Origin of the sequence: Mesorhizobium sp. M2A.F.Ca.ET.046.03.2.1, from assembly GCF_003952425.1 — a bacterium.
Lineage (GTDB): Bacteria > Pseudomonadota > Alphaproteobacteria > Rhizobiales > Rhizobiaceae > Mesorhizobium.
In genome coordinates, this window is the sequence record NZ_CP034449.1 from 1,490,096 (window position 1) to 1,507,639 (window position 17,544).

Consider the following 17,544-nt stretch of genomic DNA (forward strand, 5'->3'; position numbering starts at 1 on the left):
GGCCATTGTGCCGGCGGCGCCCGCGGCCGAACCGCGATGCCGTCAGCCGCCGAAGAGGTGACGAAGTCCCTGCCGCCAGCGATCATGCCTGCGCTTTTTGACGAACTCCCGATGCTCCTCGAACGGCACTTCGAAAAGGCCGCAAGTCTGGCAGCCTTCCTTCTTCCCGCAAGCGGGGATCCAGCATTTCACATCATATGTCCAGGCGAGCGCCAAACGTTCCAGGTGAAGACTCGAAGAACTCTTGAGAAGGATGAGTTCGCCTGGCGCGGCAGTGCGCCTGAGATGATCGGAAACCTCTTTCGGCGTCCGCAGTTCCACGAACCGGCCGCTGTCGCGATCGGCCTGGCTGGCTTTCGAGCGATGGGCATGCTCCCCGACATAGATCACCTGGTCGGCAATCTCGCGCGCACTTTCATAGGCGCGCGCATATTTTGCGTTCGAGCCGGCAAAGTCCGACAGCTGGCCAAGCACGATCCGCTTTCGCCCAGCCGTTGATCTTGCCATCATGTCGAAGGCGAGCGACAGCGAATGCCAAGGGGCCTTGGCGGTGTCGACGACGAAATGCGGTCCTCCATCGACGACCAGGACGCGACAGCGGTTCGCCAACGGCTCGAATGCCGCGATCCTGTCCTCCACCATTCGCGCTGGTACGCCAAGCTCGAGAGCGGTCGCGGCCGCGGCAGCCGTCGGCAGCCAGAAATGCTCTCCCGGAAACGGCGTCTTGAGCTTCAACACCCCGGCCCGGCAGTGAAGCGTGAAGCTGAGCGTGCGCGGATAGGCGGCGCTGATGTCGGCGACGCGATAGTCGGCCGTTTCCGACTCGCCGAACGTGACGAGGCGATGCGCACCGCCGGATGCCATGGCCAATACATTGGGATCGTCGGCGTTCAGTACCGCCAGCCCGTCAGGCCCCAGCGCCTCGACCAAAGCGCGTTTTTCCCGAGCGACGTTCTCCAAGGCCTTGAAACTGGAAAAATGCTCGAGCTGCACCATCGTGACAACAGCCACATGCGGCTTGAGCAGCTGTGCCATGGGCCTGATCGTATCGACGCCGGAGGCGCCCGCCTCGAAGACGACATAGTCGACCTCGCCGTGCTTGTTCATGTGCCTGTAAAGTGTGCTGACCAGTGAATTTATCGTGTTGGCCAGAACCCGCGTGTAGGTCCGCCCGTGGCCGGCCAGAATGTGCCCGAGCAGGCTCACCGCGGTCGACTTTCCTGAGCTGCCGGTTACGCCGATGAAGGTGGCCTTGCTCCGCGCCCTTGCACGCCTCGCCCGGTAGATCTTGAGGCGTTGCCCCAGTTCCTTGCGAATTCTCCGCAGTCCGGCATTCATGGCACCCGCCCCATCCAGGCACCGTTATGCCTTTCGCCGGATCGTCAAGTCAAACTCAAGCCGCACGTCATCGACTAAAGCGCGTCGCGATCTTTCAGGCTCGCTCCCCGCGCTTTAGGTTTTGGTTTTACGCATGTCTTTATCCCGAAACCGGTTCCCATTTTCGGGAGACATGCTTTAGACACAGCGGCCGCCATCGACCTCCAGCGCCACGCCGGTGATGAAGGCGGCCTCGTCCGAAGCCAGCCACAGTGCCGCATTGGCGACGTCGAGCGGTGTCGAGAGCCGGCCGAGCGGAATCGAGGCGCGGAACTTCTCGCGTATCTCCGGCGTGTCGTCGCCCATGAATTTCTCCAGCATGCCGGTCTCTCCGGCAACCGGGCAAAGGCAGTTGACGCGAATGTTCTTCGGCGCCAGTTCGACGGCCATCGATTTGGTGGCCGTGATCGCCCAGCCCTTGGAAGCATTGTACCAGGTCAACCCCGGCCGCGGCCGAAGCCCTGCGGTCGAGGCCGTGGTCAGGATGACGCCGCCCCCCTGCCGGTCCATGATCGGCACGACGGCAAGCGCCGCATGGTAGATCGCCTTCATGTTGACGGCGGTGATCAGGTCGAAGGTTTCCTCGTCGACGCCCAGCATATCGCCGTTGCGGTGGGTGAAGCCGGCATTGTTGACCATGATGTCGATGCGGCCGAACGCGCTCTTGGCGGCGTAGATCATCTCGTCGAATTCGGAGCGCAGGGACACGTCGGTCTGGGTCCAGATCGCGTCTTTGCCGATCTCGTCGGCCACCCGCTCCGCGCCCTTGGCGTTGAGATCGGCGACGACCACGCGCGCACCCTCTTCGGCAAAGCGTTTCGCCATGCCCTCGCCGAAGCCCGACGCGGCACCCGTGATGATGGCGACCTTGTTTTCCAGACGCATGGCTTTCCCGCTCATTGGATTTCCGCAGCCATCTCCCTTAGCTTTCGTCACATTCACGTTCTATGGTGCAGGCGCGAACGCTGCCGGAAGCCATGGCTTGCCGATAAGCCTGCCGGCAGCGCGCGAGTGTCGGGAAACATGTGGACCGATGCAAGTGCAAGCGATTGGTCCTGCCTGTGACACCATGGCACTGGAAAATTTAAATCGATTAGAATATACCAACCACGCTGCCGCCATCAGGCATCAAATCGGACTGACCATGACCAGCCAGATCATTCCTGTCGATCCCTTCGACTTCATCATCTTCGGCGGCACCGGCGACTTGTCGGAACGCAAGCTCCTGCCGTCGCTCTACCATCGCCAGCGCGACCATCAATTCTCCGAACCGACGCGCATCATCGGAACGTCGCGCGCGAAGATGAGCGATGCCGAATTCCGGACCTTCGCCAAGAAGGCGATATCCGAGCACGTGAAACCGGAGGATGTCGATGCCAAGGAGCTTGAGACTTTCTTGGCGCGGCTTTCCTACGTGTCGGCTGACGCGACCACAGGCGCCGGCTTCGGCGAGCTCAAGAAGGCGATCGGCGACAGCGACCGGATCCGCGCCTTCTACCTTGCGGTGGCACCGGCGCTGTTCGGCGACATCTCGCACAAGCTCAAGGAGCACAAGCTGATCACGCCGAATTCGCGCATCGTGCTGGAAAAGCCGATCGGCCGCGACCTCAGCTCGGCGCGCGCCCTCAACGACGCGGTCGGCGGCGATTTCGACGAAGGCCAGATCTTCCGCATCGACCACTATCTCGGCAAGGAAACGGTGCAGAACCTGATGGCGCTGCGCTTTGCCAATGCGCTCTATGAGCCGCTGTGGAATTCGGCGCATATCGACCATGTTCAGATCACCGTCGCCGAGACCGTCGGGCTCGAAGACCGCGTCACCTATTACGACAAGGCCGGCGCGCTGCGCGACATGGTGCAGAACCATATTCTGCAGCTGCTTTGCCTCGTCGCCATGGAAACGCCGTCGTCCATGGACGCCGATGCCGTGCGCGACGAGAAGCTGAAGGTGCTCAGGGCTCTGAAGCGCATCAACGGCAACGGGGCGCCCAAGCATACGGTGCGCGGCCAGTATCGCGCCGGCGCCTCGGCGGGCGGTCCCGTCAAGGGATATGTCGAGGAACTCGGCAAGGATAGCAACACCGAGACTTTCGTGGCCATCAAGGCCGAGATCGGCAACTGGCGCTGGGCCGGCGTTCCCTTCTATCTGAGGACCGGCAAACGGCTCGCCACCCGCGTCTCGGAAATCGTCATCGAGTTCAAGCCGATCCCTTATTCGATCTTCGGCGACAGCGCCGGACCGATCTTCGCCAACCAGCTCGTGATCCGGCTGCAGCCGAACGAAGGCGTCAAACAATACATCATGATCAAGGATCCCGGCCCGGGCGGCATGCGCCTGCGCCAGATTTCGCTCGATATGAGCTTCGCTCAGTCCTTCGACACGCGCGCGCCGGACGCCTATGAGCGGCTGATCATGGATGTGGTGCGGGGCAACCAGACGCTGTTCATGCGCCGCGACGAGGTCGAGGCGGCCTGGAAATGGATCGATCCGATCCAGAACGCCTGGGAGAGCGCCAGGCAGGAGGCCCAGGGCTATACGGCCGGCACCTGGGGGCCGTCGGCCTCGATCGCGCTTATCGAACGTGACGGACGGACATGGCACGAGAGCAATTGAGCGAGGTCAGCTACGGCTGGAACGGCTTTGCCGATCGCCAGGATCTCGCGACGGCGCTTGCCGGTGAGATCGCGGACCGGTTGACCAGGGCCGTTGCGGAACGCGGCGCCGCGCTGCTCGCCGTGTCCGGCGGGACCACGCCGGCGAAGCTGTTCGCCGCGCTCTCGACGACGCCGATCGCCTGGGACAAGGTTATTGTGACGCTGGTCGACGAGCGCTTCGTGCCGCCGTCCTCGCCGCGATCGAATGCCGGGCTGGTGGCGGCGAACCTGCTGCAGAACAAGGCCGCGGCGGCGCGCTTCGTGCCGCTCTACCATGAGGCGGCAAGCATCGAGGACGCCGCGGCGGCGGATAGCGAAGCGCTGCGGTCGCTGCCCTGGCCGCTCGACGTGGTCATTCTCGGCATGGGCGGCGACGGCCACACGGCTTCGTTCTTTCCCGATGCCGGCAACCTCGAGGAGTTGCTCGATCCCGCGTCCCAGCGCATCGTGCTGCCGGTGCATGCGGCGAGCGGGGGCGAGCCGCGGCTGACGCTGTCGATGGCGCGCATCGTCGCGGCCGGCTTCGTCGCGCTCCATATCGAAGGCGAGGACAAGCGCACAGCGTTCAACGGCGCGATGGGTCCAGGCGCGAAAAAGCCCATCCGCAGCGTGCTCGAAGCGGCGCCGGGACGGATAGAGGTGTTCTGGGCACCCTGATTTCATTTGAGGACAGCCCGGTGGCAGGGGAGGACGCTTACCGGGCTTGAAAGGACGGACCATGACAGCCAGACGCGATATCGAAGCCATCACGGAACGCATCCGCCAACGTTCAAAAGCCGGGCGAGAAGCCTATCTCGGCCGCATCGCCGGAGCGTCAAGCAATACCGCCAATCGGGCGGTGCTGGGCTGCGGCAACCTCGCCCACGGTTTTGCCGTGTGCAGCCCGTCGGAAAAGATCGCGCTCGGCGGCGACCGCGTGCCGAATCTCGGCATCATCACCTCCTACAATGACATGCTGTCGGCGCATCAGCCCTTCGAGACCTTCCCGGCGCTGATCAAGGAAGCCGCGCGGGAAGCGGGCGGCATCGCCCAGGTGGCCGGCGGCGTGCCGGCGATGTGCGACGGCGTCACCCAAGGCCAGCCCGGCATGGAATTGTCGCTGTTCTCGCGCGATGTCATCGCCATGGCGGCGGCGATCGGCCTGTCGCACAATATGTTCGACGCCGCCGTCTTCCTCGGTGTCTGCGACAAGATCGTGCCCGGACTGGTGATCGCGGCGCTCACCTTCGGCCATCTGCCTGCCGTCTTCATCCCCGCCGGACCGATGACGACCGGGCTCGCGAATGACGAGAAGGCCAAGGTCCGCCAGCTCTATGCCGAAGGCAAGGTCGGCCGCGCCGAACTGCTGGAAGCGGAGTCCAAGTCCTATCATGGGCCTGGCACCTGCACCTTCTACGGCACCGCCAATTCCAACCAGATGCTGATGGAGATCATGGGCCTGCACACGCCGGGTGCCTCCTTCGTCAATCCGGGCACGCCGCTGCGCGACGCGCTGACCAGGGAAGCGGCCAAGCGGGCGCTGGCGATCACCGCGCTCGGCAATGCCTATACGCCGGTCGGGCGCATGATCGACGAGCGTTCGATCGTCAACGGCGTGGTCGGCCTGCACGCCACCGGCGGCTCGACCAACCATACGATCCACCTGATCGCCATGGCCGCGGCCGCCGGCATCGCGCTGACCTGGCAGGATATTTCCGACCTGTCGGAAGCCGTGCCGCTCTTGGCGCGCGTCTATCCGAACGGGCTCGCCGACGTGAACCACTTCCATGCTGCCGGCGGGCTCGGCTACCTGATCCGCGAGCTGCTCGACGAAGGCCTGCTGCATGAGGACGTGCAGACGGTGTGGGGTGAAGGCCTGCGGCCCTACGCGGTCGAGGCGAGGCTTGGCGAGGACGGCAGCGTGGTGCGCGAAGCGGCGCCGCTCGTGAGCGGCGACGAGAAGGTGCTGGCGCCGGTCAAGAAAGCCTTCCAGCCGACCGGTGGCCTGAAAGTGCTTGGAGGCAATCTCGGCCATGCCGTCATCAAGACCTCGGCCGTCAAACCGGAACGTCGCATCATCGAGGCGCCGGCAAAAGTGTTCGACAGCCAGCAAGGCCTGAACGACGCCTTCAAGGCCGGCCAGCTCACCGGCGACTTCGTCGCCGTGATCCGCTTCCAGGGCCCGAAGGCGAACGGCATGCCGGAACTGCACAAGCTCACCACCGTGCTCGGCATCCTGCAGGATCGCGGCCAGCGCGTGGCGTTGGTGACCGACGGGCGCATGTCGGGCGCTTCCGGCAAGGTGCCGGCGGCGATCCACGTGACGCCGGAAGCGGTCGAGGACGGCCCGATCGCCAGGATCCATGACGGCGACGTCATCCGGCTCGACGCCGATGCCGGCACACTCGAGGTGCTGGTGCCGGGAACCGAATTCGCGCTCCGCCGCACGGCGGACGCCGACCTCATCGGCAACGAGTTCGGATTCGGCCGTGAGCTGTTCGCCGGCTTCCGGCAACTGGTCGGCCGCGCCGACCACGGGGCGGCGGCATTCGGAAGCGCCTGACGTTGCGGGTTCAAAAGACAAAGGGCGGCTTTGAGCCGCCCTTTGTCTTTGTTCCGGCCGAAACAACTACTGCACGGTGATCTCGCTCCGTTCGCCGGCCTTGATCGTCACCGGCATTTCCTTGTCCTGGCCCTGGTCGGAGGCGTGCCGCACGACGACATAATCGCCGGCGGGAATCGTCTGCTGCCAGCTGTCGCCATAGCTCAAGCCCAGCGACTTGCGCTTGCCTTCGATATCCTTCTTCGACGAGAACACCTCGATCGAGTAAGCCCCTGGCGCCGACATGGCCAGCACGCCGGCGTCGAGCGTGACCTTGATGTCCTGGTTGTCGCCGGCCTTGATGGTGAAGGGCTGCTCGGCAATGGCAAGATCGAGCGTGGTGAGCGCGACATAGTCGTCCGGCGGCAGCCAGAACTTGCTGTCGGGACCATAGGAGTGCTCGACGCTCTCGCGGGAACCGTCGATCTTCTTCTTAGCCTTGACGATTTCGAAGCTAATGCCGGAATTGTCGGCCTTGTCACCGCCTGCCGTATAGAAGGCGTTGAGCACGGCGTGGCCAACGCCAACGACGACGTCCTTCTCGACCGTCTGTCCGGCAGCAAGCTGAATGGTCTCGGTTACCGTGCCGGCGCCGATCTGCACCGTCACCTTCTGCTCGCCGGCGGGGACAGTCGCCTTGGCGTCGCCATAGTGGGTGGTGCTGCCGCCCGGATAGGCGAAGTCGACACGCGCCTCGCCGCTGATCTCCGATCCCTGGCTTGCATGCGGATGGATAACCAGCGTACCGCCGTTGAGCGTGAACAGCGGCTTGTAAACCTGGCCGGCCTCTATTTTGATCTTCTGCTCGCTTCTTGCCTCGTCATCGCGGCCGACGACTATATAGTCGCCCGGTTCGAGATTGGTTTTCAGCTCGCCGTACTCGGTCATGACCTGATCGCCCCGCGAGCCGTCCGCATTGGCCTTGTAGATTTCCCAGGCATTGCTGTTGTCGGAGATCTCGGGACCCCCCTCGGCCATGACCACGCTCGGCATGAAATTGAATTCAGGCTTGGCGGGCTCGGGCGCTGGCGCGGGTGACGGAGCCGGCTCTGGCGCCGGCGCCGGAGCCGGAGCCGGAGCCGCCACGGTCTCGACCAGCGCGTCCTGCAGCGCCTTCTCGTCGGAGGCCTGGATGTATTTGCCGCCGGTGTTTTCGGCGAGGCAGGCGATCTGCTTGCCCTCGTCGGCGGTCAGGCCGAAGCCGACGACGTCGGCGGTGAAGTCGACGCCGCTTTCCTTGAGCTCCTTGCCGAGTGCGCAGGGATCGCCGCCGCAGGTCTCCAGCCCGTCGGTGATCAGCACCACCGTTGCCTTGTCCTCGGTGTATTTCAGCGCCTCGGCGGCCTGCTTGACCGCGGCCGTGAGCGGCGTCTTGCCCAGGAATTTCATGCTGTCGGCGGCGGCCGAAATGGCGCTGGCGGATCCGGCTTGCGGCGGCACGATCAGCTCGATGTCGTCGCAGCTGCCCTTGGTGCGGTGGCCATAGGCCATGAAGCCGATCTCATCATCGGCCGGTACCGACTGCAGCACCGTGCGCAGCGATTCGCGCGCGATCTCGAGCTTCGGCTTGCCATCGATCTGGGCCCACATCGAACCCGATGCATCGAGGATGATGATGACCTTGTTGGCGGCAAAGCCGAAACTGGTCATCGACAAAAGGAAGGCCGCCGCAGCGACGCTCCGTATCAGTCCCGCCATGAAAATCTCCTGAGAGCAACCCTCGTCCGCGTTGCGAAAGCTATTTGAGGCGGGTCCTGGAAACAAGCCCGGCCGAGGGCGGAAGGCGGAGCGCTCTAATAAGTGGTGCGGCGCTCTTCCGATGGCGGGCGGCCAAACTGCAGCCGGTAGCTCTGCGCGAAATAGGAGTGCGAGGTGAAGCCGGTGGCGATCGCCACGTCGAGGATCGGCATGTTGGTCTGGCGCAGCAATTCGCGCGCCCGTTCGAGCCTCAGCCGCATGTAATAGCGACCGGGCGTCACGCTGAGGTGACGCAGGAAAAGGCGCTCGACCTGGCGCACCGACAGGCCCGCCGACTTGGCGAGCTGCACGGCGGACAGCGGCTCGTCGAGATGGTCGGCCATCAGCTCGACGATGCGCCTGAGCTTCTCCGACTTGCCGGTGAGATCGCGCTCCGGTCCGACGCGCTGGCGGTCGCCGGCCGAGCGGATGCGCTCGTGCTGGAATTGATTGGCGACGCCATTGGCCAGGTTGGAGCCGAAATCGCCGCGCACAATCTCCAGCATCAGGTCGATCGAGGTGGTGCCGCCGGCGCAGGTGTAGCGCTTGCGGTCGATCTCGAAGACATTGCCGGTGCAGTTGATGTCTGGAAAACGCTCCATGAAGCCGGCGCGGTTCTCCCAATGGATGGTGCAGCGGTAGCCGTCGAGCTGCCCGGCCTCGGCCAGGAGATAGGAGCCGACCGACAGCGCGCCGAGCGCATTGCCGCGCCGGCCCCAGCTGCGCAAAGCCGCCAGCACCTTGCTCTTGCCGGGGAATTCCGTGGTGAGCCCGACCGAGACGAACAGGATGTCGACCGGCGGCATGTCGGCGACCGAATAGTCGATCTTCAGCGGCAGGCCGTTGGAGGCCATGACCGCATCGCCGTCGGCCGAAATCGTCGTCCAGCCATAGAAGTCGCGGCCGAGCAGGCGGTTGGCCGAGCGGAAGCAGTCGATGGCGGCGGCCAGCGAGAACATCGAGAACTTGTCGACGAGCAGGAAGCCGAACTGACGGCCGCCCTGAACGGGATCGTTCGTGATCGGCCGTTCGACAGGAGCAGTAAGGTTCGGCAAGGATCTGCTTTCGATCAGAAGGACGGCCGCTTCAGCCCGGCCGCGAGGTAGGCGGAAGCTACAGTGTTCGCCATCAGCATGGCAATGGTCATCGGCCCGACGCCGCCGGGCACCGGCGTGATGGCGCCGGCGACCTTGGCCGCCTCGACATAGGCGACGTCGCCGACCAGGCGGCTCTTGCCTTCACCCTTTTCGGGCGCCGGGATGCGGTTGATCCCGACATCGATCACGGTGGCACCGGGCTTCACCCAATCGCCCTTGACCATCTCGGGGCGGCCGACGGCGGCGACCAGGATGTCGGCGGTGCGTGCCAGCGCCGGCAGATCCCTGGTGCGGCTGTGGGCGATGGTCACCGTGCAGTTGGCGGCGAGCAGCAGATTGGCCATCGGCTTGCCGACGATGTTGGAACGGCCGACGACAACGGCGTTGAGGCCGGAAAGATCCTTGCCGCGCACGCGTTCGATCAAAAGCATGGAGCCCGCCGGCGTGCAGGGCACGAAGGCCGTGTCAAGCTCGCCGGTGCCGAGCTTGCCGACATTGATGAAGTGGAAGCCGTCGACATCCTTCTCCGGCGCGATCGTCTGGATCACCTTGCCGGCGTCAATATGGCCTGGAAGCGGCAGTTGCACGAGGATGCCGTGGATCGACTTGTCGGCGTTGAGATCGCCGATGATCTTCAGCAACTGTTCCTCGCTGGTGTCGGTCGGCAGCGTATGCTGGAGCGAATGGAAGCCGCATTCCTTGGCGGTGCGCGATTTCGAAGCGACATAGACCTGGCTTGCCGGGTCTTCGCCGACGATCACCACGGCAAGGCCAGGCTTGGTGGCTCCCTTGGCCGACAGCTCCGCGGTCAAAGCCTTGACCTTCGAAACCACATCCTCGGCGACACTCTTTCCGTCAATCACTTCGGCCATCACCAACCCTCAGCTTCGCTCCGAGGCCGATGCATGGCCTCATTCCTCGATCGGCATTGTCGATCCGCCAAAGCGAGATGCTTGCGGCCGAAATGCAGGGCGGCATTTTCACGAAAATTCGACAGGGCAATCCCGTCAAAGCGTCGTCTGATGCCGTAAACCCGAAACCGGCAGCTTTTATCGAACCGCAAGCGGTCAAGAAATATGGGGTGTCAATAATATGACGCTTCAGAAATAGCGGTGGCGCGAGCGGCTTTCGGTCAGCTCGCGAACCGCCTCGCGGAATTCGCGCAGGCTGGCGCGGATCTCGTCGATCTCACCCTGGTCGGACGACGACTGGCGGGCGTCGCCCGGGACTGGCGGTTGCGGATCGTAAGAGGCGGGCGATGCCGAATAATGATCTTCGTACGGGTCGGTCCGGCCATGGGCCGGCCGATAGGAATAGCCCTGCTCATATGGCGGCTGAATATTCTGCCGCGCCGAGGTTTCAGCCCCAGGGTAGCGTTCCTCCCGGCTGGGCGCGCGCCAGGCGCTTTCGGGCGGCACAGTGTCCAAATCCGCCGTTTCAGCCGGCTCGCGGCGCACGAAATAGCGGAGCGCCGAGGCAAGCGACCCGAAAAGCCCGGGACGGACGGCGTCATCGTCCGGCATCGGTGGCGGTGTGACGGGTTGGGCCGCGGGCGGCGCGGCCATCGACACCGGTTGAGGGGCCGGAGGCGAGGCAGGCGGCGGTGTGAAAGACGCGGCTGGCGATGGCGTGAATGCCGGAGCCGGAGGCGGCGTAAATGATTTGGCCGGAGGTGGCGTGAAAGAGGGCGCGGGATGTTCCGACGTGAAAGACGCGGCCGGCGGTCGAGCGACTGGCGGGGCCGGTGGCGGTGTAACTGGCGGCGGCGCCAGCGGAGCGGCACCGTTGAAAACGTTCCCCACCGTTGGAGCACGATCGCCGGCCCGGCGGCGCGAGCGCGTGTCGGCCGTCTCGCGCAGGCTGGCAAGGATGCCACGCAGCGCGCCGAGGCCGATACCGGCGAAGAGGCCGGCAAACAGACCGGCCAAAGCCATCACGGCGCGCGACGGACCCTTGGCTTGCAGCGGCGCATAGGCCTCCGAGATGACGCTGATATTGGCGGTGTTGATGTCCTTCTGCTCGCCGGTTTCCTTGGCGCGCAGCAGGAACTGCTCGTAGACAGAACGCTTGGCGGCCGCCTCGCGCTCCAGCTCGCGCAGCGAGACGAGGTTGTTGTTGACGTCGCCGCTCTGCACCTTGGCCTGCGCCAAGCGCGAGGAAAGGTCCTGCTCGAGCTGGACGGAGCGCTTGAGGTCGACCTGCAGCGAGGATGCGATGCGCTGCAGCTCGGCGCTGATGCGCTCGCGCGCGCCGGCAAGCTGGGCATTCAGCGCCTCGATCTCCGGATGGCGCGGCCCGAGCTTGACCTCGGCGCGGTCGGCTTCCTGCTTCAGGGCAGCATATTGCGAGCGCAGCTCGCTCATCATGTTGGAGTTGATTTCCTCGGGCAACGTGCCGCTGAGGACCGAATTGACGTTCAGCGAGCGTGCCGAGGCGGCGCGTGCATTGAGCTCCAGCGTGCGGGCGCGGGCGACGGAAAGCTGCTCGTTGAGCTTCAGCATCTGGTCGTCGCTGATCAGGTGACCCTGCGCGTCGACGAGGTCGTGGGTCGCCCGGAAATCCTCGACGGCGCGCTCGGCCGTCTCGACGCCCTTGCGCAATTCGTCGAGCCTGGCGGTGAGCTCGTCATTGGCGCGGCCCGCGGTGCTCGACTGGATCTCACTGGATATCTGCTTGAAGGCCTTGACCATGGTGTTGGCGATCAGGGCGGATTTCTCGGCGTTCTGCGTCGTGGCGCTGACCGAGACCACGAAGGTCTTGCCGCCACGTTCGACGTCGAGGCTGTCATACAGTTTGCCGACCGCCAGCGAGCGCTTGCGCGCTTCGTCCGCGGCACCCGCATCCTGCCGCGACAGGATCGAGCGGAGTGTTGACATCAGGCCGAAGCCGCCACTGCCCTGGCCGTTGAACTCAGGATCGTTGGTAAGGTTGAGATCGGTGACGACCTTGTTGAGAACGGTGCCCGATGTCAGGATTCGGACCTGGTTCTCGACGATCGCAAGCGTCGCATCCGAGGCGACCACGTTCTGCGTCAGGTCGCGGTCGGTGAGCTTGAGGTCGCGCGGGTCGACGATGACGTCGGTGGTGGCCTCATATTTCTTCGGCGTCGACAAGGCGATGGCGACGCCGAGCGCGGCGCCCAGGACGGTCGTCGACAGGATCAGCGCCTTGGATCGCGTGATGCCGTGCACGACCTGCATCGGGTCGATCAGCGGCTTCCATTCCTCGGAAACGTCGCCGGCGGATGGCCGGCTCGACTGAGGTTCGGGAGCGGCTTGCGACTGCTGGCTCTCCGCCGGGGCTTCATAGAACGGCCCGGACGACGCAGGCCGACTTCTTGCGCGCCAGTCATGTTCGGTCTCGACCGGCTGGGATTCCGCTTGTCCCTGATCGCGGCCAAATTCGCCGGTTTCATTGGACTGCGGATTCAACTTCCCTTCGCGTTCGGAACGTGCGGCGCGATGGCGCGCCGCGGCGTCCTCGCGCCAGGAGGAGTTGGCCCGGTCGCCGATCGAAACCGTGTTGTCGTCGCCACGCATGGCTTGGCCGAGCGCGAGCAGGGAACGCTCGCGCCTCCAGTCATCACGGTTATCCCTGTCGACCATTATCCTGGAACTTGCTCTCTGGCGGCTTGGGCGCGGCGGATGGGCCAATCGTTAAGCCACGCTAAACGGGCATAGGAAACAAAGGGTTAATTTTGCGTCCGCACTCCCACGGTTTCTCGCCTTGCTCGCGGCATTCCGGCGCCGCCAGCACAGGCGCCAGAACGCCGCGTTAAACTTTCCAGCCTATCTATCGCCCCGGATATGACCCAGGCCAGCGACATGCCGCAAAGGCGGAGCTTCGCGCGGATCGGCCACTTCGTGGCCACCCGCCGGAAACTGGTATTCGACTATCTCTCGGCCATCAGCGGCGCCGGCGGCCGGCTGGTGTTCTCGCTTGCCTATTTCGTCGCCTTGGCCAACACGCTTTCGATCGCCGAATTCGGCATGTTCGCGACAGCCTCGGCCGCCGGCATCATGCTGTCACGCATCCTCGCCTTCGGCTTCATCTCGGCGCTCTACCGCACCGCCACGATCCGCCCCAACCTGATCGGCACATTCACCGCCGGTTTCCTGCTTCTCGGCGTCCTCTCGCTGCCATTCCTCGCCGCCGCCTCCTACATCGTCTACCTGATCTTCTTTGCCGACACCGTGCCGCTGACGGCCTTTGCGGCGATCGTCTTCGCCGAGGCGCTGTTGTGGCGGCCGGTCGAGGTGGCCCTGATCGTCAACAACGGGCTCGGCAAGTTCGGGCGGGCGGCGGTGCTCGCCATTCTGGCGACAGCGCTTCGGGCAGTCGGCGCCATCCTGTTCATGCTAGCCGCGCAGCATACGATCGGCGTCTGGTCGCTGTTCTACATCGGCGCCAATGCCGCTTCGCTGATCGTCGCCTTCGCCTTCTTCTATCCGGGCCAGCGGCTGAGGCTGCGCGCCGAGCTGTATTTCCGGCGGCTCGCCGATTCCATCTATGTCGCCGGATCCGAAGTGCTGTTCTACCTGCAGATGGAGTTCGACAAGCTGCTGGTGCTGTCGATCGGCGGGCCGCATCTGGCCGGCATCTACGCCATCATCATGCGGCTGGTCGATCTCACCGCGATCCCGATCCGCACTTTCTCGATGATGCTGGTGCAGCGCATGATGCGGGCGCCGGAGCTGCTGTCGCGGCTGGCGGTGAAGAGCGGCATCGAGTGCGGCGTGTTCCTGGTCTCGACGCTGGCGCTGGCGTCGCTCGGCATCGTGCTGCACTTCTTCCCCAACGCGCTCGGCAGGAATGTCGCCGAGGCAGCGCCGCTGGTGGCGCTCGCCGTCTGCGTGCCGGGACTGCGCAACCTTGTCGAATACCAGGCCGAGCTTCTGTTCGCGCGTGGCCAGACGGCGGTCAGGGCAATCAATCTTGGCCTGCTCGCCGGATTCAAGGCGGTTCTGCTCACCTATGTGCTGACGACCATCCCCGACACGGCCAATCTGGTCCTGTCGCTCAACATCGTCTTCCTGCTGCTTTATCTTGCCTCGACATTGTTGACCTATTCGGCGATGCGCCGGCCGGCCAAAGCCATCTGAGCCTTACGCAGCAAGCCCGATCAGGCGGCGGATGCGGCCGATGTCGGTACCGATGAAGGACTGCATGCCGATCGCCACCTGTTCCGGCGCCATGGTGTCGACGAAGCGGCGGAACTGGTCATCCGAGAGCGGCGCGCCGTTCCAGTGGACGCGGCAGAACTCCTCCGAGCCGTGGAAATGGCCGGCACCGTCGAGCACATCGTCGACGTAGCGGCCATAGATCATGCATTCGGAGAATTTTCGCGCCGAACCGACCACGCTGACCCATTCGCGGCCATGCACCTTCTCGATGCGCTCGCACATCGCGTTGACCGTCTCGCGGCGCCAGGCGATCAGCGTCGAGATGTAGTCGTGGCACGATGGATTGGCGGGATCGATGCCGAGTGCTGTGCCCGCATTGCGCGACCAGATGCGATGCTGGTCATGGCCGTCGTTCGATAGCATGCCGTCGCGGCGGAACAGCCGCACCTTGCCGTCGCGCCAGAAGGCGTTCGCGTCGAAGGGTTTCAGGAAGGCGACATCGGAATCGCAGAAGACGAGCACGTCTTCCTTGGCGTGGCCGGCAATGGCGATGCGGCGCAGCTGCTGCACATGCCAGCCGCGCAGCGGCTGTGTTTTCAGGCTCAGCCAGATGCGGCGGCGGAAACCGCTCAGCGGATCGTCAAACGCGCGCAGCCAGCGCGGCAACAGGTCCCGCTCGTCGACAACGCTGCGGCGGCCGGATTCCAGCTGGCGAAACAACGCGACGTCGCGATGTTCGGTCAGGATGTAATGATGCGCCATGCCGGCGACGTGGCGGTCGATGGTTTCGCACAAAAGCCGGCAGCGTTCGAAATCGGGGGCGTAGCTTGCCGTGACGATCGCGGCCAGGGGTACGCGCGGCAGCGGTTCGATTGCGGTAGACGTATCCGGCACGAAGCGGCTGTTCACCGGCGTGCCCCCAGCGGTCGTGGCCCGAGCGACAGCTTCTGCTTGACGACACGCCACAGGAAGAGCGGATTGCCGACGATGTAGCGCCGCCACAGGCGGCCGGGTTCGATCCACAGGCGGAACAGCCATTCCAGCCGCAGGCAGCGCAGCCATAACGGCGCGCGCGGCACCGAGCCGCTCATGAAATCGAGCAGCGCGCCGACGGCGACCGGCAGCGTGCAATGGCGACTGTCGATATGGCGCTCGATCCACAATTCCTGGCGCGGCACGCCCATCGCCACAAGCAGCACGTCCGGCCGCAGCCTGGCGATGCGCTCGAGGATCGCCGGCTCCTCAGCGGCAGAGAAGAAGCCGTCATGGATGACGACGAAATTGTGCTGCATGGCGAGCGTCGACAGCTTCGCGCATGCAGCTTCGGCATTGGCGCGCGTCGTGCCGAGCAGCGCCACCGTCAGCGGGTGCGACGCGGCCTGCAGGAAAGCCGGAATGAAATCGGTGCCGTTGAGATTGCTGGGAAAAGGGGCGCCGTAAAGCAGCTTGGCCGCCATGTCGACGCCGACGCCATCGGGAAGGATAAGGAAGTTTTCCAGCGCCTCGGCAAAGACCGGGTCGGTGCAGGTCAGGTTGGCGTTGTGGGCGTTGAGGAAGCTCACCTTGGTGAAGCGGCGCTCGTCGATCAGCCTGGTGAGCAAGGCGATGGCCTCGTCCCAGCGTATGGCCAGCACCGGAATGCCCAGGATGGTCTTGAGCGTATCGAAGCCGAAGGCGGCGCGCGCGGTGTGCATGTTCATGCGGCGACCTCCTGCCTGACGGCGCCGAGCTTCTCCAGGCCATGCCCGATCGCGGCGTCGAGCGCCTTGAGCTGGCGGCGGTGGAACGCGCTGCCATCGACGTCGCGGATATTGGCCGCGGCCGCCTGGAGGGCGGCGGCGAAAGCGATCGGGTCGTCGGTCACCACGCAATTGTCGGGGCGATAGCCGATGCCGCGCAGCGAGCGGCTGGTGGCGACGGACGGCAGGCCGAGCTCGAAGGCCTCGATGGTCTTCAACTGCACGCCGCTGCCGGCGGTGCTGATCAGGGGAATAACGGCGGCGCCGCGCACGAAGGCCTGCGCGTCCGGAACCCTGCCGACGAAGGAGACGCCAGGATGCGGCGAACTGATGCTGGAAGGTATGCTGCCGGCGATCCTGATGCGGAAATCCGGCTTCAGATGCGGCACGACCTTGGTCAGGAACCAGTCGAGCCCGATGCGGTTGGGCTGCCAGGTCCAGGTGCCGATCAGCGCGGCGTCGCAATCGATATGTCGCGTCGCCTTTATCGGCGCCTGCGCACGGGTCACCAGCGGCAGCACCGCCGAGCGTGTGTCGGAGGCGACGCCAAGTGCCGCGCGGTCTTCCTCGGCCAGCGTGAAGACGAAGCGCGCCGCGCCGCAAAGGCGCTCCTCCATGACCTTGAGCAGCCTGGCCTCGCGGCGGAACATCCAGCGCTGCAGCGCGCTGCCCGCCGCGGCGGCATTTTCCTCGGCCGAGCGATGCTCGACATTGTGCGCGACGAAGACGAATGGACGGTCAGCGAGAACCTTCTCGAACGCGCCGGCGAACTGCACCGAATTCAGGATATAGCCGTCGAAGGGACCGGCGCGATCGATGGCGGCGCGGGTTTGCGCCTCAGAGACGACACGCAGCTTGACCGACGAAAAGGTCAGGCCGGAGGAAACCGCCTTGCCGAGCCAGACAAGTTTTTGCAGCGGCGAAGCGCTTTCGGTGCGGACCTCGACGGCGTCGAGCACGATGGTGTTTTGCGGATCGGACGGGGTCTTGCCTGGCCAGATGAAGCCGATCACGGTCACGCGCACGCCGGCGCGCCGCAGCGCGTCGATGGTCGCGGCATTGGCAATCTCGTAGCCTGAGGCGAGAGCGCCATCGGGCACGATCGATGTGGCGAACAGCAGATGCATCTCACCTATCCTTAGGTGCAGCCGGTAGCAAAACGCGGTGAAGCCTTGATTAAATGGCACCGTCAAAGGCCAAAGACCCGGCTTTTCCGACAGCCGGGCGAGAAGGTG

14 protein-coding genes are annotated in these 17,544 nt (G+C 64.8%); 5 read left to right on the forward strand and 9 right to left on the reverse strand.

What is annotated here, in order from left to right; translation table 11 throughout:
* Positions 1-42: 42 nt before the first annotated feature.
* Complete coding sequence (locus EJ072_RS07125) at positions 43-1,338, reverse strand: Mur ligase family protein (RefSeq protein ID WP_126079090.1); 1,296 nt, start codon at positions 1,336-1,338, stop codon at positions 43-45.
* 177 nt (positions 1,339-1,515) lie between these two features.
* Positions 1,516-2,262: an SDR family oxidoreductase gene (locus tag EJ072_RS07130; RefSeq protein WP_126083533.1), complete on the reverse strand. Its 747-nt coding sequence runs from the start codon at positions 2,260-2,262 to the stop codon at positions 1,516-1,518.
* Between the two features lie 259 nt (positions 2,263-2,521).
* Between EJ072_RS07130 and zwf the strand changes: the two genes are divergently transcribed.
* From zwf to edd, 3 genes are all read left to right on the forward strand, one after another.
* Positions 2,522-3,991: a glucose-6-phosphate dehydrogenase gene (gene zwf, locus EJ072_RS07135; RefSeq protein ID WP_126079091.1), complete on the forward strand. Its 1,470-nt coding sequence runs from the start codon at positions 2,522-2,524 to the stop codon at positions 3,989-3,991.
* Complete coding sequence (gene pgl / locus EJ072_RS07140) at positions 3,973-4,689, forward strand: 6-phosphogluconolactonase (protein ID WP_126079092.1); 717 nt, start codon at positions 3,973-3,975, stop codon at positions 4,687-4,689. The genes zwf and pgl overlap by 19 nt, the downstream gene beginning before the upstream one ends.
* 61 nt (positions 4,690-4,750) lie before the next feature.
* Positions 4,751-6,574, forward strand: a complete 1,824-nt coding sequence (gene edd, locus EJ072_RS07145; RefSeq protein WP_126079093.1) for a phosphogluconate dehydratase — start codon at positions 4,751-4,753, stop codon at positions 6,572-6,574.
* 66 nt (positions 6,575-6,640) lie between these two features.
* On the opposite strand, the gene EJ072_RS07150 is transcribed toward edd, so the two are convergent.
* From EJ072_RS07150 to folD, 3 genes are all read right to left on the reverse strand, one after another.
* Positions 6,641-8,311: a VWA domain-containing protein gene (locus EJ072_RS07150; protein ID WP_126079094.1), complete on the reverse strand. Its 1,671-nt coding sequence runs from the start codon at positions 8,309-8,311 to the stop codon at positions 6,641-6,643.
* Between the two features lie 95 nt (positions 8,312-8,406).
* Positions 8,407-9,405: a GlxA family transcriptional regulator gene (locus tag EJ072_RS07155; protein ID WP_095819786.1), complete on the reverse strand. Its 999-nt coding sequence runs from the start codon at positions 9,403-9,405 to the stop codon at positions 8,407-8,409.
* A 14-nt stretch (positions 9,406-9,419) separates the two neighbouring features.
* Positions 9,420-10,319, reverse strand: coding sequence for a bifunctional methylenetetrahydrofolate dehydrogenase/methenyltetrahydrofolate cyclohydrolase FolD (folD, locus tag EJ072_RS07160; RefSeq protein WP_126079095.1), 900 nt, complete (start codon positions 10,317-10,319; stop codon positions 9,420-9,422).
* A gap of 29 nt (positions 10,320-10,348) precedes the next feature.
* Here folD and EJ072_RS35855 point away from each other — a divergent pair, with 29 nt between their 5' ends.
* On the forward strand, positions 10,349-10,543 hold the full coding sequence (locus EJ072_RS35855; protein ID WP_126079096.1) for a hypothetical protein: 195 nt from the start codon (positions 10,349-10,351) through the stop codon (positions 10,541-10,543).
* A 4-nt stretch (positions 10,544-10,547) separates the two neighbouring features.
* Here the strand turns inward: EJ072_RS35855 and EJ072_RS07170 are convergent, their stop codons facing one another.
* On the reverse strand, positions 10,548-13,052 hold the full coding sequence (locus tag EJ072_RS07170) for a GumC family protein (protein ID WP_126079097.1): 2,505 nt from the start codon (positions 13,050-13,052) through the stop codon (positions 10,548-10,550).
* A gap of 201 nt (positions 13,053-13,253) precedes the next feature.
* Here EJ072_RS07170 and EJ072_RS07175 point away from each other — a divergent pair, with 201 nt between their 5' ends.
* Positions 13,254-14,549 carry a lipopolysaccharide biosynthesis protein gene (locus EJ072_RS07175; RefSeq protein ID WP_126079098.1) on the forward strand — a complete coding sequence of 432 codons (1,296 nt, stop codon included), beginning with the start codon at positions 13,254-13,256 and terminating at the stop codon, positions 14,547-14,549.
* Between the two features lie 3 nt (positions 14,550-14,552).
* Here the strand turns inward: EJ072_RS07175 and EJ072_RS07180 are convergent, their stop codons facing one another.
* From EJ072_RS07180 to EJ072_RS07190, 3 genes are read right to left on the reverse strand one after another with little or no spacing between them, the layout of a single operon-like run.
* Positions 14,553-15,479, reverse strand: coding sequence for a DUF6492 family protein (locus tag EJ072_RS07180; RefSeq protein WP_126079099.1), 927 nt, complete (start codon positions 15,477-15,479; stop codon positions 14,553-14,555).
* Positions 15,476-16,270: a WecB/TagA/CpsF family glycosyltransferase gene (locus tag EJ072_RS07185; protein ID WP_126079100.1), complete on the reverse strand. Its 795-nt coding sequence runs from the start codon at positions 16,268-16,270 to the stop codon at positions 15,476-15,478. Before EJ072_RS07185 ends, EJ072_RS07180 begins: the two co-directional genes overlap by 4 nt.
* Entirely contained in the window at positions 16,267-17,436 is a 1,170-nt protein-coding gene (locus EJ072_RS07190; RefSeq protein WP_126079101.1) for a glycosyltransferase family 4 protein, read from the reverse strand. Before EJ072_RS07190 ends, EJ072_RS07185 begins: the two co-directional genes overlap by 4 nt.
* Between the last annotated feature and the right edge of the window lie 108 nt (positions 17,437-17,544).

Bases quoted from the DNA above. Each gene is read 5' to 3' on its own strand.
- EJ072_RS07125 (WP_126079090.1), bottom strand. From the start codon at position 1,338: ATGAATGCCGGACTGCGGAGAATTCGCAAGGAACTGGGGCAACGCCTC.
- EJ072_RS07130 (WP_126083533.1), bottom strand. From the start codon at position 2,262: ATGCGTCTGGAAAACAAGGTCGCCATCATCACGGGTGCCGCGTCGGGC.
- zwf (WP_126079091.1), top strand. From the start codon at position 2,522: ATGACCAGCCAGATCATTCCTGTCGATCCCTTCGACTTCATCATCTTC.
- pgl (WP_126079092.1), top strand. From the start codon at position 3,973: ATGGCACGAGAGCAATTGAGCGAGGTCAGCTACGGCTGGAACGGCTTT.
- edd (WP_126079093.1), top strand. From the start codon at position 4,751: ATGACAGCCAGACGCGATATCGAAGCCATCACGGAACGCATCCGCCAA.
- EJ072_RS07150 (WP_126079094.1), bottom strand. From the start codon at position 8,311: ATGGCGGGACTGATACGGAGCGTCGCTGCGGCGGCCTTCCTTTTGTCG.
- folD (WP_126079095.1), bottom strand. From the start codon at position 10,319: ATGGCCGAAGTGATTGACGGAAAGAGTGTCGCCGAGGATGTGGTTTCG.
- EJ072_RS35855 (WP_126079096.1), top strand. From the start codon at position 10,349: ATGCATGGCCTCATTCCTCGATCGGCATTGTCGATCCGCCAAAGCGAG.
- EJ072_RS07170 (WP_126079097.1), bottom strand. From the start codon at position 13,052: ATGGTCGACAGGGATAACCGTGATGACTGGAGGCGCGAGCGTTCCCTG.
- EJ072_RS07175 (WP_126079098.1), top strand. From the start codon at position 13,254: ATGACCCAGGCCAGCGACATGCCGCAAAGGCGGAGCTTCGCGCGGATC.
- EJ072_RS07185 (WP_126079100.1), bottom strand. From the start codon at position 16,270: ATGAACATGCACACCGCGCGCGCCGCCTTCGGCTTCGATACGCTCAAG.
- EJ072_RS07190 (WP_126079101.1), bottom strand. From the start codon at position 17,436: ATGCATCTGCTGTTCGCCACATCGATCGTGCCCGATGGCGCTCTCGCC.